Below are 13396 nucleotides of genomic sequence, written 5' to 3'. Positions count from 1 at the left end.
TTTTTATGTATTCGCAGTGATTAACCAGTGCCTAGTATTTTTACTCTAAAAATGACCACTGAATATTCTTGAGTCATATTTATGACTGTAGGGGCCACTTTTGGCTCTAGGCGACCCTTGGCAAAGCTGCTACTCTCGGCGCGCTTTTGTGACTTCTCGGCGTTGAATTAGGCCAGATTCACCAATAAACACACACCAATAATAATCGCATCAAATGCGGTGAGAATTCGCGTTGCTGAGGAGTGGGCTTCCATGATCGAAGACTTTTGGAAGGATAAGTACCCAGCTGGGATTGCTGCCGACATCAATCCAGACGAGTATCCGAATATTCAGGCGGTGTTGAAGCAGTCCTGCCAACGCTTCGCCGACAAGCCGGCATTCAGCAACCTGGGCAAGACAATTACCTACGGGGAACTGTATGAATTGTCCGGTGCCTTTGCTGCGTATCTGCAACAGCATACCGACTTGCAGCCTGGCGATCGAATCGCCGTGCAACTGCCCAACGTTCTCCAGTACCCGGTTGCCGTGTTCGGTGCGATTCGCGCCGGCCTGATCGTGGTCAACACCAACCCGCTGTACACCGCGCGGGAAATGGAACACCAGTTCAACGACTCCGGCGCCAAGGCGCTGGTGTGCCTGGCGAACATGGCGCACCTGGCCGAGGCTGTGGTGCCCAAGACGGGCGTCAAGCATGTGATCGTCACCGAAGTTGCCGATCTGCTGCCGCCACTCAAGCGTCTGCTGATCAACAGCGTGATCAAGTACGTCAAGAAGATGGTCCCCGCTTATCACTTGCCCAAGGCCATCAAGTTCAACGATGTGCTGAGCAAGGGCCACGGCCAGCCAGTGACCGAAGCCAACCCCACCAGTGACGACGTGGCCGTGTTGCAGTACACCGGCGGCACCACTGGCGTGGCCAAGGGCGCGATGCTGACCCATCGCAACCTGGTGGCGAACATGTTGCAGTGCAAGGCGCTGATGGGGTCCAACCTCAACGAAGGTTGCGAGGTCCTGATCACGCCTCTGCCGCTGTATCACATCTACGCTTTCACCTTCCATTGCATGGCGATGATGCTGATCGGCAACCACAATATCCTGATCAGCAACCCGCGCGACCTCCCGGCGATGGTCAAGGAACTGTCGAAGTGGAAGTTCAGCGGTTTTGTCGGCCTCAACACGTTGTTCGTGGCCCTGTGCAACAACGAAGCCTTCCGCAACCTGGATTTCTCGGCAATGAAGGTGACGTTGTCCGGTGGCATGGCCCTGCAACTGGCGGCGGCCGAGCGCTGGAAAGAGGTTACCGGCTGCCCGATCTGCGAAGGTTACGGCATGACCGAAACCAGTCCGGTCGCCACGGTCAATCCGATCCAGAAAATCCAGATTGGCACCATCGGCATTCCGGTGCCGTCGACGCTGTGCAAGATTATCAATGACGCCGGCGAAGAACTGCCATTGGGCGAAATCGGTGAACTGTGTGTGAAAGGTCCACAGGTCATGAAGGGCTACTGGCAGCGCCAGGACGCCACCGACGAGATCCTCGACAGCGAAGGCTGGCTCAAGACCGGCGATATCGCGCTGATCCAGCCGGACGGCTACATGCGCATCGTCGATCGCAAGAAAGACATGATCCTGATCTCCGGTTTCAACGTATACCCCAACGAGCTGGAAGACGTGCTGGCGACCCTGCCGGGCGTCCTGCAGTGCGCGGCCATCGGTGTACCGGACGAAAAATCCGGCGAGGCAATCAAGATTTTCATTGTGCCCCGCCCGGGTGTCACGCTGACCAAAGAGCAGGTGATGGAACACATGCGCGCCAACGTCACGGGCTACAAAGTGCCCAAGGCGGTGGAATTCCGCGACGCGCTGCCGACCACCAACGTGGGCAAGATCCTGCGACGCGAGTTGCGTGATGAAGAACTGAAGAAGTTGGGTCTGAAGAAGTAAAACCGCTGCCAATAAAAAGCCCCGCCAGTGCGGGGCTTTTTATTACGCGGCAATTCTGGGGCGTGGCAGCTGTTGTGGCGAGGGAGCTTGCTCCCGCTGGGCTGCGCAGCAGCCCCTCCGATCCAACTGATCCACTGCAAGGGGCCGCTACGCGTCCAGCGGGAGCAAGCTCCCTCGCCACAATAGCGCCTCTGCGCCACCCACCTGTGTAGAGCGTTACAACCGAAACTGCGCAAAATCCAGGTTAGTGCCACCCGGGCGCATGTCCTGCAGGTACGAATCCTTGTCGGCGCTCAGCTCCAGGCTCAGGGCCGCCTTGCGCTTGCCCTGGTTGCGCACTTCCAGGCCTTCCATTTTTTCGCGCAGGAACACGGTCGGCACCTTCAGGTGCAGCAGCTCATCGGTGGCCGGCGTGTGCAGCAGCAGGTGAATCCATTCGTACTGACCGATGGCCAGGCGTGCCACCGGGATATCGAACCAGAAGATGTTGCGGTTGCGGTTCAATTCGCTGAAGTGGCAGTTATTGACGCCCAGTACGGCGCCGTCCAGTTCCTGGTTTCTGCGGGCGATGGCCTGCTTTTTATCGAGTTTCATAACGTTCCTACGAGATTGGAGCTTCAGGTCGCAGCCTGAATACGTGGGGCATTCTCGGGGGTGGATCGGCAAACATAAAGCGCAACCTGCATCTGACGATGAAATGCGCTGCTGAAAAAATGAAACTCCCCGCAAACGGCCTCGGTCAACCCTTATGTAATGACTTTTCGTACAGTTGTTCACAGGAGAGACATCATGGGTAGCACGAGCGATAAAGTGAAGGGCGTTGCCAACGAAGCCGTCGGCAACATCAAGCAAGGCGTCGGCAAGGCCACCGACAATGACCGCATGCGCGCTGAGGGCGTGGTCCAGGAGAAAAAAGGTGAGGTTCAGCAAAACGTGGGCAAGGCCAAGGACGCAGTCAAGAAAGGCGTTGACGAGGCATAACCGGCCTGCTGAATAACCGATTGGAACGGCCATCCGCGGGTGGCCGTTGTCATGTCTGCTCGAACTTGCACCGGGGAAATTGTTCCAAAGTCGCCAAACAGGTTACTTTTGTCTTGGATAGCAACCCCGAGAGTCGCCAGGCGACCTTCCTTTTTTGCGGCGAAAGGAGACGCACATGATGTTCCCGGCCTTGAAAGGCTTACCCTTGCATCGTGTGATGATGCGTACCGTGACTGAGTTTCTCGACGACGAGATGTCGACCTACGCCTCGGCATTGGCCTACCAGATGCTGTTTTCGCTGTTCCCCTTCATTCTGTTCCTGATCGCACTGATCGGTTTCCTGCATTTGCCGGACTTCTTCTCCTGGCTGCGCCTGCAATCGGAACTGGTGTTGCCGCCCCAGGCCCTGGAGCAGGTCAACCCGGTGATCGACCAGCTTCAGCAATCCAAGGGGGGGTTGTTGTCAGTGGGTATCGTCATTGCGTTGTGGACTGCCTCGGCCGGTGTCCGATTGATGATGAGCGCGATGAACGCCGCCTACGATGTGGTAGAGGGCCGTCCGATCTGGAAGCGCTTTCCGCTGTCGATTTTCTACACCATCGGCATCGCCGGCATGTTGTTGGCCGCCGCGGCGCTGATGGTGCTCGGGCCGCAGGTGATGGGCTGGATCGCGGCCCAGGTCGGGCTGGAGGAGTTCATCGTCACACTCTGGACCATCGTGCGCTGGCCGGTGATCGTGTTTTTGCTGATGGTGGCCGTGGCGTTGATCTATTACGTGATGCCTGACGTCAAACAGGAGTTTCGCTTTATTACACCGGGGTCGGTGCTGGCGGTGGTGGTGTGGATCATCGCGTCCCTGGGCTTTGCGTTTTACGTCAAGACCTTCGCCAACTACAACGCCATGTATGGCAGTATCGGCGCGATCATCGTGCTGTTGCTGTACTTCTACATTTCTTCGGCGGTGCTGTTGCTCGGTGCGGAGATGAACGCGGTGATCGAGCACATGTCCGCCGAGGGCAAGGACCGTGGTGAAAAGAGCCCGGGCGAGCACGAAAAACAGCATGTGTCGGGCCTGGGCCGTGACCATTCCATTCCTCACCCCCACACTGACGAAACCTGACCATGATTCGTGAAATCCTGAAAATGGGCGACGAACGCCTACTGCGTATTGCCCCGCCGGTGCCGCCGGAAATGTTCGACAGCCCAGAGTTGTGGCAGTTGATCGACGACATGTTCCAGACCATGGAAAGTGTGGGCGGCGTCGGCCTGGCCGCGCCGCAGATCGGTGTCGACCTGCAACTGGTGATCTTTGGCTTCGAGCACAGCGAGCGTTACCCGGACGCCGAGGCGGTGCCCCAGACGATCCTGATCAACCCGCTGATTACGCCGTTGGGCCCACTGATGGAGGAGGGGTTCGAGGGCTGCTTGTCGGTGCCGGGCCTGCGCGGTGCGGTCGATCGCTATCAGCACATTCGCTACGAAGGCTTTGACCCCAAAGGCGAAGCCATTGTGCGCACGGCCTCGGGCTTTCATGCGCGGGTGGTGCAGCATGAGTGCGACCACCTGATCGGGCGGCTGTACCCCTCGCGCATCACTGACTTCAGTAAGTTCGGCTTTACCGAGGTCATGTTTCCGGACCTGGACCCTGCGGTGGACGACTAGCCTACGCAAACCCTCTGTGGGAGCGAGCCTGCTCGCGATAGCGGTGAGTCAGCTATGAAGCTGTTGACTGACACGCCGCTATTGCGAGCAGGCTCGCTCCCACATTGGATTGTGATGCGCTTCAGGAGAGTGTTTTAGGTTCCATCCCCATCGCAATCATCGGCTTGCTGCGTGCATAACGACTCAGGCGCTCGGCCATCGCATAAGGCAGCACGGGGTCGAAGCTGAACCCCTGCCGCTCATAAAAGCCGCGCAAATCAGGATGGCAGAACAACCAGACCGGTCCTTCCACGCCTTTCACCGCTTCGTCGATCAAGCGCGCCGCGATCCCCTGCATGCGATACGTCGGGTCGACAAACAACCCCGTCAGCCAATGCCCACCCGATACCGCTCGCAAGCACAGGGCCGCGATGATTTCATCCTGCCGCGCCACCCACAACTGCGCTTCACGCACCGCTTTCATTGAAGATTGGTGGGCGCGATAAAACTTGTTCATCAGCGGCCACAAGGGTTCATCGAGCCGCGTGTAGTGGGTCTGGGACATGGCAAAGTCAGGGGCGGTGAAGGGGAGGGTGATTATAAAAGAACATGTCGGCGGCGATAGGTGTATACCTGACTTCACATCCCGTATGAGTGGAGTACGTATCATGGCCAAAGGCATGGATTCAAAAAAAGCGGCAAAGAAAAAACCGGCGAAGACCGCCGATGAAAAGCGCGCCGACAAAAAGGCCAAGAAGGTGAATCTGTTCGGTCATTGAATCGACGCCAGCGGGCGATAGGCCAGGGATGCATCCCGGCCATCGGCCCGCTGACCCCCGCAGCCTATCAAAGCGAGGCGAGGAACATGTCCGTAGCCGGGTCTTTGCCGGAAGTGCGACTTTCCTGGTCCTTCTCGACCTGCGCCATCGCCGTCTTGTCCTGCATGCGCTGGGCAATCTCCTGACTGACCGCCAATTGCTTCTCGGGCGGCATCGCCTCGAACTCCTCCTGGGTGATGCCCATCTCTTCAAGAATGCTGTCGCGCAGACGCTCTTCAGGCGTCTTGCTCATGTAGTCCTTGAATGCGTCCAGAGCAGAGCTGCCCTGTGTCTTGGCCTCATCGGAGGCTGATGAAGCAACGGTCTGCAACTGAACCCGGGTCTTGGCAAACGCTTCATCAACCTTGTCGCTGATGGCGGTGGCGGCATTGACCTGCTGTGTGGCTTGTCGCGCGATCGAAGCCTGCACCTGCGTGCTGCCCTGGCTGGCCTGAGCCTGGACGTTATCGCGCAATGCCTGCAGCGCGGCGCTTTGCAGGCCGCTGGCGGCTTCTGCGGTGGGATCCTCGCCCGGACGCTTGGGCAGCAAAATCATCGCTTGCTGTTGTGCACTGACCAACATGATGGATACCTGCGGTTATGGCTGAGCCATGTGCAGGAGCAAATCCCATGCCGCCGTCGCGAGCCCTGGATCCAAAGGCCTGTGTAGCATCTGCCGGCGATCATGGCGGCCAATCCTTGCCGTCGGACGGCATGGATCGACCGCACGTGACCGTCGGGCTCAGGTACTTTCGCGAACCTTGAGTTCAAATCCCATGTCCACCACCGGCTGAGCGATGCGGTTGCCGGCCATCAACGTGAGTATCTGTTCGGCGGCGCGCTGGCCGATGGCTTCCCGTGGCGTGCTGATGCTGCTCAGGCGCGGCACCATGTGGGCCGAGGCGGGCAAATCGTTGAAGCCCAGGACTGCAACCTGTTCGGGAATCTTGATGCCACAGCGCAGGGCTTCGAACAGCGCGCCGTGGGCCAGGTCGTCGTTGCCGAAGAAGATTGCATCGACGTCCGGATGGCTGGCGAGTAACTGCAGGAACAGTTCGCCGCCCAGGCCCACCGAGGATGGCCGTGGGGTCAGCAGTTCCAGATCCGGGTCGTACAGGCCGGCTTTCTGCAAAGCACGGCGAAAACCTTCGCCACGCAGCAACGTGCGCTGGTCCAGTTGCGCGCCGACATAGGCCAGGCGCTTGCGACCCCGGGAGATCAAGTGCTCGGCCGCCGTCTCGCCGGCCTTGAGTTGCGAAAAGCCGACGCAGTTAAGGCCCGCACCGGGGTCCAGTTCCATCATGTACACGCAGGGAATGTTGCTGGCCTCGATCATGCGCCGGGCGCTTTCGGTACGGTCGAAGCCGGTCAGCAACAGACCGCGTGGCTGATAGGCCATGTAGTTGCGCAGCAGGTCTTCTTCTTCGTCCCGGGAATAGTGATAGTTGCCGATGACCACTTCGAAGCCCTTGGGCCTGAGCACACGATGAATGGCTTCCAGGGTGTCGATGAACAACAGGTTGGACAACGACGGCACCAGCACCACCACCGAATGGCTCTGGGCCGAAGCCAGGGCGCGGGCGGCGGGGTTGACCACGTAGTTCAGGTCGCGGGCGGCCTGGCGGACTTTTTCCACCAGGCTTTCGGCAACGGTGCTGACGCCGCGCAGGGCACGGGAGGCGGTGATAGGACTGACACCGGCCAGGCGTGCGACTTCGTTGAGCGTAGGGCGACCGGTGGTGCGGGTATTCTTATCGTTTTTAGTGACGGTCATCAGGGCGGCTTGCCAAACAAAAATCAAGGCACTAAGGTAGCGCTGTCTCGACGCGGCTGCAAATGCGTGAGCGGGGTTTGCCTGAGCCCTGACCGTTAGCGTTGTGAACGAACATGCTGCAACCACAAAAATGACAAGAAGGCGTCGGCAACTTCTGCTTTTGCTCTGGTGTCACAACTTGCAAAGGTAGCGCTGTCTGCGCGCTGAGGTGTTACATGAATAATCCCATCACCGCCCTGGTCATCATGGGCGTTGCCGGTTGCGGCAAGACTTGCGTCAGCCAGGCCCTGTGCCAGTTGAGCGGCGCCACCGCCATTGAAGGCGACACTTTCCACCCTGCGGCCAACATCCAGAAGATGAGCGCCGGTATCCCCTTGAACGACGACGACCGTGCCGGCTGGCTTGACAGCCTGTGCGACGAGTTGCGCCGTGTCGATGCGATGGGCGAGCGTCCGGTGCTGACCTGTTCGGCCCTCAAGCACAGTTATCGCGAGCGTCTGCGCAGTGCCTTGCCAGGCCTTGGCTTCGTATTTCTTGAGTTGACCCCTGAAGTGGCCGCCGACCGCGTGTCCCATCGTCCGGGGCATTTCATGCCGTCGACCCTGATCGACAGCCAGTTTGCCACCCTTCAATCCCCTGTTGGCGAGCCCCTGACCCTGGCTCTGGACGCATCCAGCCACAGCGTCGATGAACTGGCTCATCAGGCTTACGTCTGGTGGGTGGATCACGGTTTGAAGCTGGCCAGTTGAGTTGCAAAAATTTTGCGTCAGAAAGATAGCGCTGTCCCGACGGCTTACAAATAACCGCTTCAATAACAACAACAAATCAGGAGACACCTCCCATGTTCGGCATGTCCCACGAGACGTTTCTGCTGCTTGATGCAGTGGTTACGGTGATCGGACTTATCGTCCTTATCACCAAGTTCAAACTCCACCCGTTCATTGCACTGACCATCGCGGCCGCTTTTCTGGGCCTGACCTCGGGCATGCCGATCGGCACCATCATCAAGGCGTTCCAGGACGGCTTCGGTGGCGTGCTGGGCTTTGTCGGCATCATTCTGGCGTTGGGTACGATGCTCGGTAAAATGATGGCCGAATCGGGCGGGGCCGATCAGATCGCCCAAACCCTGATCCGCGCCTTCGGCAAGGATAAAGTGCAGTGGGCCATGATGTTCGCCGCCTTCCTGGTGGGCATTCCGCTGTTCTTCGAAATCGGTTTCGTGCTGCTGATCCCGCTGGTGTTCATCGTGGCGCGTCGCACCGGTGTCTCGATCATCAAGATCGGTATCCCGCTGCTGGCCGGTCTTTCCGCGGTCCACGGCCTGGTGCCACCGCACCCGGGCCCGCTGCTGGCGATTGGCGTATTCGGTGCCGACATCGGTAAAACCATTCTCTATGGCCTGATCGTGGCGCTGCCGACGGCCATTATTGCCGGGCCGATTTTCGGTACATTCATTGCCAAGCATATCCCCGGCCATCCGAATCAGGAGCTGGTGGACCAACTGGCACGTGAGACCGATTCTGCCGATCTGCCGAGCTTCAACATCACGCTGATCACCGTGCTCTCGCCGGTGTTCCTGATGCTGCTCAAGACCTTTGCCGATGTGGTGTTGCCTGAAGGCAATTTCTTCCGCACCTTCATGGACCTGATCGGGCATCCGATTTCTGCACTTCTGTTGGCATTACTGCTGTCGCTGTACACCTTCGGCTACAAGCAGGGCATCGGTTCGAGCCAGATACTCAAGTGGCTGGACGCGAGTCTGGCACCGACTGCGGCGATCATTCTGATCATCGGTGCAGGCGGTGGCTTCAAGCAGATGCTGGTCACCAGCGGTGTGGGTGATGTGATCGGTCACATGGCGGTGAGTGCGCAGATTTCACCGATCCTGTTGGCCTGGCTGGTGGCGGCGGTGATTCGCATCGCCACAGGCTCGGCGACCGTGGCAACCATTACGGGTGCCGGGATCGTGGTACCGGTGGTCGGGATGATTCCGGGTGTGAACCGTGAGCTGCTGGTCCTGGCGACCGGTGCCGGTTCGCTGATCCTGTCTCACGTCAACGATGCCGGCTTCTGGCTGGTCAAGCAGTACTTCAACATGACCGTGGCCGAAACCTTCAAGACCTGGACCGCGATGGAAACCATCCTGTCCGTGGTAGCGCTGATCTTCATCCTGTTGCTGTCGCTGGTGATCTAAGCGACGACGCATCACCCATTGTGGGAGCGAGCCTGCTCGCGATAGCGCACTGACCGTCAGCAACGAAGTCGACTGTCATGCCGCTATCGCGAGCAGGCTCGCTCCCACATTGGCTTCTGGTGATCTGAAGATCCAGAGTGGGAGCAAACTCCCACATTGATTTTGGTATCAGGCGTTCGGTTTGCTTACCAACCCATCCGCCCGAAACATCCCGCGAATGCCGCGAACGGCCTGGCGAATCCGGTCCTGGTTTTCGATCAGTGCAAAGCGCACGTGATCATCGCCATATTCACCGAACCCCACCCCCGGCGAGACGCAGACCTTGGCTTCGGCCAACAGTTTCTTGGCAAACTCCAGCGAACCCAAGTGTGCATAAGCCTCGGGGATCTTGGCCCAGACGTACATCGACGCCTTGGGGTTTTCCACCATCCAGCCCAGTTCATGCAGGCCCTTGACCAGCACATTGCGGCGCTGGCGGTACTGTTCGGCGATATCCCGCACGCACTGCTGGTCGCCTTCAAGCGCGGCGATGGCCGCCACTTGCAGCGGTGTGAAGGTGCCGTAGTCGTGGTAGCTCTTGATCCGCGCCAGGGCGTTGACCAGTTCCGGGTTGCCCACCATGAAGCCGATACGCCAGCCGGCCATGTTGTAGCTTTTGGACAGGGTGAAGAATTCCACGGCAATGTCTTTTGCACCCGGCACCTGCATGATCGACGGGGCTTTCCAGCCGTCGTAGACGATATCGGCGTAGGCCAGGTCGTGGATCACCAGCACGTCGTACTGTTTGGCCAAGGCGATGACCCGTTCGAAGAAATCCAGCTCCACGCATTGCGCGGTAGGGTTGGACGGAAAGCCCAGGATCATCATTTTCGGCTTGGGAATCGAGCCGCGAATGGCGCGCTCCAGCTCGTCGAAGAAATCCACCCCCGGCACCAGTGGCACCGAACGCACCTGGGCGCCGGCGATCACTGCGCCGTAGATGTGGATCGGATAGCTGGGATTGGGCACCAGCACGGTGTCGCCCTGGTCCAGGGTCGCCAGCATCAGATGCGCCAGGCCTTCTTTGGAACCGATGGTGACGATGGCTTCGGTTTCCGGGTCGATGTCCACCTCGTAGCGGTCCTTGTACCAGCGCGAAATGGCGCGGCGCAGGCGCGGTATGCCTTTGGAGGTGGAGTAACCGTGGGTGTCTTCACGCTGGGCGACGGTGACCAGCTTTTCAACGATATGTGGCGGTGTGGCGCCGTCGGGGTTACCCATGCTCAAGTCAATGATGTCTTCGCCGCGCCGACGCGCAGCCATCTTCAGCTCGGCAGTGATATTGAATACATACGGGGGGAGTCGATCGATGCGCGCAAAGCGGCGCGGCGAACCTTGGTTGGCCATTATTGCCTCGAGATACGTGAGCGCCCGGAACCGTCCGAGCGACGTTGGCCACTGCGGTGGCCTGCGGCGCAAGATAAAGGGGCTGATGGCCAATTGTCCAGTAGCGGCGCGCAACTATTTTCGACGACACTGTCGATCCGCTCAGGGGACTTTCAGTAACACCTGCGCACTGTACGACTCGCCCTGTTCAAAAAACGAATGGACTGAATGATGGAATTTTCCAGCGGTTTCCTGCTGAGCCTTTCTTTGTGCCTGGACATTGGCGTGGCCAATATCGCGATGATTACCCTGGCCATGCAACGTGGCTATTTCCAAGGTTTCGCCCTGGGCCTGGGCACATGTGTGGGGGACCTGATCTACGCGGTCCTGGCCTTGGCCGGCATGACGGTGCTGCTGCAATACGAAACGGTGCGCTGGGTGCTGTGGATCGGCGGCTCGGTGGTGCTGCTGTATTTCGCAGCGAAGATGATTCATTCGGCGATCTATCACCATGCGGCGTTGGCCGAGGCTGGCGAGGTGCGGAGTCATTCATCCGGGCAGGAGTTTTTTCGCGGGATTTTCCTGGCGATGTCGTCGCCCAGTGCCATTCTCTGGTTCGCGGCGGTGGGCGGCACATTGATCGCTCGTTCGGGCGGCGGAACGATCCTCAGCTCGGCGCTGTTCCTGAGTGGATTTCTCTGTGCCGGACTTCTCTGGTGTGCAGGCCTGTGCCTGGCAGCAACCCAGGGCGGCAGGCTGCTGGGGGATAAACTGTTGCGCTATTGCTATTGGGCATCGGCCGCCATCTTCTGCTATTTCGCGGTGTACGTGATTGTTTCTGGCTACAACGAGTTTATCGGGAAAGTGGCGCCGGCCGTTGTGCCTGGACTCGGATAAGCGAAACGGGCCTGGCAATCTTCATCAGGCTTCTATACTGCAACACCCGACCTCACGTTTCTGGAGTGTTGACGCATGGAAAAGCACGAACCCGATAACGCAGCCGAACCACGCTTCGAACACGGACGCTTTCAGATTATCGCCGGTTTTGGTGGCTGTTTTACCCCGGACACCGCCGAGGATATCCCGCTGCTCTGGGAAAAGTTTTTGCCCTGGCTCGGTAAAGTGCCAGGGCAGAAAGATGAGGTCACCTATGGCGTGTGTTGCAACCCGGACGGGAAGGGTGGGTTTGAATACATTGCCGGCGTGGAAGTCAGCCGGCTCGATGACTTGCCTGAACAGTTGCGCTGGATCGAAATACAGCCTGCGCACTACGCAGTGTTCGAACACAAAGGCCCGTTGAAAGCCCTGCCGCAGACGTTCCACTACATCTGGAAAGAGTGGCTGCCGCGATCCGGCCACACAGCTGCCGAGGCCCCGGAGTTCGAACGCTACAGCGAAGACTTCAACCCCAGGACCGGCGAAGGCTCTCTGGAAATCTGGATTCCTCTCAAACCGAGCTGATTGCCATTCTTTCGGCAATGCAAACCGGTGGGAGCGAGCCTGCTCGCGATAGCGGTGCCATATCCAACATCAATGCAAGCTGGCCCACCACAATCGCGAACAGGCTCGCGCTCACAGACAGGTTATCTCCTGGTCAAAACACCAGCCCCATCCGCCGCTCATAACCGATGCGGCCCTTGTACGCTTCGCCACTGTCGACCCAGCCCAGCCGGGTATACAGGCCGATGGCCGAGACATTATCGGCGTCGACCGAAAGCTCCAGTCCTCTGATTTGCGGCCATGCCGCCCGAGCCACGGCAGGAAGCGCTAGTAGGCAGGCCTTGCCGTAACCCTTGCCCTGGGCCCGATAATCGACTTGCAGGGCGTGCAGGGTGGCGCTGTGTTCGTTGGCCCAGGCGGGCAGTACTGGCGGGCGCTTGAGTAACAGGAACGCCACTGGCACTTCGCCTGCCAGCAACGCAAACCCTTTGACGCCAGGGCCGGGCCTGGACAACAGCGTGTGCAGTGCGCCGTGGATATCGCCGGCGAACTTGATCTGTTCGGGGTGGATTTCGATGGCTTCGACCTGCGTGCGCTGCAGCTCGGTGAGGTCTTCGTAGGGTACGAGCTGAGCGGTCACAAAAGCATCCGTTGTTTGCCGACAGAATGGGCCTGGGATTCTAGCGAATTTTTTTCTTTGAATTATTTTTGTTTGGGTTGTCGATTCGCAGTTTCTCTAAACGACAAAGGGTGTCTTCAACAAAAACCTGCGGAGAATCACCATGAATACCCAAGCCACCGAAACCGAAATCAAGGCCTTGATCGAGACTTATCGCCAGGCTGTCATGGAAAAAAATGTTGAAAAAGTCATGGCGCTCTATGACGACAACATCGTTTCGTTCGATGCCATCCAGGCCCTGCAATTCAAGGGCAAAGTCGCTTACCGGGCCCATTGGCAGGCGTGCATGGAGATGTGCCCTGGACCGCACAAGTTCGACTTCCATCAGATCGAGATTACCGCAGCTGACACGATCGCCTTCGCTCACTGGCTGGCCTATTGCGGCGGCACCAACGACAAAGGTGAAGAGCAGGCTTGCTGGATGCGCACGACCGCCTGCTATCAACGGGTGGCCGGGCAATGGAAGATTGTCCACGAACACTGGTCCGCGCCGTTTGATCCGATGGCCGGTACGGTGATGTTCGACCTGCAGCCCTGATCGTCGGTTTTTTCGCTGAGCG

General features: G+C 58.8%; 15 protein-coding genes. 9 read left to right on the top strand and 6 right to left on the bottom strand.

Going from position 1 to position 13396, the window contains the following annotated elements:
• Positions 1-252: 252 nt before the first annotated feature.
• The gene (fadD1, locus tag PSEUDOMOFG3G_RS20215; RefSeq protein ID WP_076386040.1) at positions 253-1944 is read left to right on the top strand and encodes a long-chain-fatty-acid--CoA ligase FadD1; all 1692 of its coding nucleotides are present in this window, start codon (positions 253-255) and stop codon (positions 1942-1944) included.
• 216 nt (positions 1945-2160) lie between these two features.
• Here fadD1 and PSEUDOMOFG3G_RS20210 read toward each other — a convergent pair whose 3' ends face one another.
• Positions 2161-2538 (bottom strand): hypothetical protein, encoded by a 378-nt coding sequence (locus PSEUDOMOFG3G_RS20210; RefSeq protein WP_139050971.1) that lies wholly within the window; start codon positions 2536-2538, stop codon positions 2161-2163.
• A gap of 195 nt (positions 2539-2733) precedes the next feature.
• Between PSEUDOMOFG3G_RS20210 and PSEUDOMOFG3G_RS20205 the strand changes: the two genes are divergently transcribed.
• The 3 genes from PSEUDOMOFG3G_RS20205 (at position 2734) to def (ending at position 4587) form a co-directional block, all read left to right on the top strand.
• Positions 2734-2925: a CsbD family protein gene (locus PSEUDOMOFG3G_RS20205; RefSeq protein WP_047228344.1), complete on the top strand. Its 192-nt coding sequence runs from the start codon at positions 2734-2736 to the stop codon at positions 2923-2925.
• A 175-nt stretch (positions 2926-3100) separates the two neighbouring features.
• Entirely contained in the window at positions 3101-4045 is a 945-nt protein-coding gene (locus PSEUDOMOFG3G_RS20200) for a YihY/virulence factor BrkB family protein (protein ID WP_047228343.1), read from the top strand.
• Between the two features lie 2 nt (positions 4046-4047).
• Positions 4048-4587: a peptide deformylase gene (gene def, locus PSEUDOMOFG3G_RS20195; protein ID WP_139050970.1), complete on the top strand. Its 540-nt coding sequence runs from the start codon at positions 4048-4050 to the stop codon at positions 4585-4587.
• Between the two features lie 121 nt (positions 4588-4708).
• On the opposite strand, the gene PSEUDOMOFG3G_RS20190 is transcribed toward def, so the two are convergent.
• From PSEUDOMOFG3G_RS20190 to PSEUDOMOFG3G_RS20180, 3 genes are all read right to left on the bottom strand, one after another.
• Positions 4709-5131, bottom strand: a complete 423-nt coding sequence (locus PSEUDOMOFG3G_RS20190) for a GNAT family N-acetyltransferase (RefSeq protein WP_139050969.1) — start codon at positions 5129-5131, stop codon at positions 4709-4711.
• A 281-nt stretch (positions 5132-5412) separates the two neighbouring features.
• A complete protein-coding gene (locus tag PSEUDOMOFG3G_RS20185; protein ID WP_139050968.1) occupies positions 5413-5967 on the bottom strand; it encodes a hypothetical protein in 555 nt (184 codons plus the stop codon).
• Between the two features lie 159 nt (positions 5968-6126).
• Positions 6127-7158 (bottom strand): LacI family DNA-binding transcriptional regulator, encoded by a 1032-nt coding sequence (locus tag PSEUDOMOFG3G_RS20180; protein ID WP_139050967.1) that lies wholly within the window; start codon positions 7156-7158, stop codon positions 6127-6129.
• 215 nt (positions 7159-7373) lie between these two features.
• On the opposite strand from PSEUDOMOFG3G_RS20180, the gene PSEUDOMOFG3G_RS20175 reads away from it, so the two are divergent.
• Positions 7374-7907, top strand: a complete 534-nt coding sequence (locus tag PSEUDOMOFG3G_RS20175; protein WP_076386036.1) for a gluconokinase — start codon at positions 7374-7376, stop codon at positions 7905-7907.
• 92 nt (positions 7908-7999) lie between these two features.
• Positions 8000-9352 carry a GntP family permease gene (locus PSEUDOMOFG3G_RS20170; protein WP_047228337.1) on the top strand — a complete coding sequence of 451 codons (1353 nt, stop codon included), beginning with the start codon at positions 8000-8002 and terminating at the stop codon, positions 9350-9352.
• Between the two features lie 168 nt (positions 9353-9520).
• On the opposite strand, the gene alaC is transcribed toward PSEUDOMOFG3G_RS20170, so the two are convergent.
• Positions 9521-10738, bottom strand: a complete 1218-nt coding sequence (gene alaC / locus PSEUDOMOFG3G_RS20165) for an alanine transaminase (RefSeq protein WP_076386034.1) — start codon at positions 10736-10738, stop codon at positions 9521-9523.
• Positions 10739-10948: 210 nt separating this feature from the next.
• On the opposite strand from alaC, the gene PSEUDOMOFG3G_RS20160 reads away from it, so the two are divergent.
• Together PSEUDOMOFG3G_RS20160 and PSEUDOMOFG3G_RS20155 are read left to right on the top strand one after the other, a co-directional pair.
• Entirely contained in the window at positions 10949-11614 is a 666-nt protein-coding gene (locus PSEUDOMOFG3G_RS20160) for a LysE family translocator (RefSeq protein WP_107321632.1), read from the top strand.
• Positions 11615-11689: 75 nt separating this feature from the next.
• Entirely contained in the window at positions 11690-12178 is a 489-nt protein-coding gene (locus PSEUDOMOFG3G_RS20155; protein WP_047228334.1) for a GyrI-like domain-containing protein, read from the top strand.
• A 133-nt stretch (positions 12179-12311) separates the two neighbouring features.
• Here the strand turns inward: PSEUDOMOFG3G_RS20155 and PSEUDOMOFG3G_RS20150 are convergent, their stop codons facing one another.
• Positions 12312-12797, bottom strand: a complete 486-nt coding sequence (locus PSEUDOMOFG3G_RS20150; RefSeq protein WP_139050966.1) for a GNAT family N-acetyltransferase — start codon at positions 12795-12797, stop codon at positions 12312-12314.
• Positions 12798-12939: 142 nt separating this feature from the next.
• Here PSEUDOMOFG3G_RS20150 and PSEUDOMOFG3G_RS20145 point away from each other — a divergent pair, with 142 nt between their 5' ends.
• Positions 12940-13374, top strand: a complete 435-nt coding sequence (locus tag PSEUDOMOFG3G_RS20145; RefSeq protein WP_047228332.1) for a nuclear transport factor 2 family protein — start codon at positions 12940-12942, stop codon at positions 13372-13374.
• Positions 13375-13396 lie beyond the last annotated feature (22 nt).

The organism is Pseudomonas sp. FG-3G, assembly GCF_901007645.1.
Lineage (GTDB): Bacteria > Pseudomonadota > Gammaproteobacteria > Pseudomonadales > Pseudomonadaceae > Aquipseudomonas > Aquipseudomonas rhizophila.
This window is presented reverse-complemented; position numbering and strand designations above follow the sequence as displayed.